Origin of the sequence: Pseudoduganella rivuli, from assembly GCF_009674485.1 — a bacterium.
In the GTDB taxonomy this organism is placed as follows: domain Bacteria; phylum Pseudomonadota; class Gammaproteobacteria; order Burkholderiales; family Burkholderiaceae_D; genus Rugamonas; species Rugamonas rivuli_B.
Map to the genome: position 1 here is coordinate 1 of NZ_WKJJ01000086.1, position 255 is coordinate 255.

General features: G+C 54.1%; 1 protein-coding gene. It reads right to left on the bottom strand.

Annotation, left to right across the window (positions count from 1 at the left end):
• Positions 1-229, bottom strand: a 229-nt coding sequence (locus tag GJ700_RS34830; protein ID WP_229507421.1) for a DesA/ISL3 alpha bundle tail domain-containing protein, incomplete at its 3' end; no start/stop codon positions are given.
• Between the last annotated feature and the right edge of the window lie 26 nt (positions 230-255).

Genomic DNA, 255 nt, shown 5'->3' on the forward strand with positions numbered 1-255 from the left:
ACGCAAGTTTTCGGGCAAACCGGATCAGTGGCTCTATAGCGCTGCTCATTGCCATGGCTTGCCAGTTACGCCAAGCTGCCCGCCAATGCCAAGGATTGGTTGGCTGCCAGAGTTCCTTCAAGCTCGCTTTCATGACGTAGACCGTCATGAGTGCCTGGTTTGCCTCCAGTAGTTCAGCCAATTTCGGTGCTTGATCTGATGGCACATTAGCTGGGTTGCGCAGCAACATCCAACGAGCCCGCTTTACATACTGGC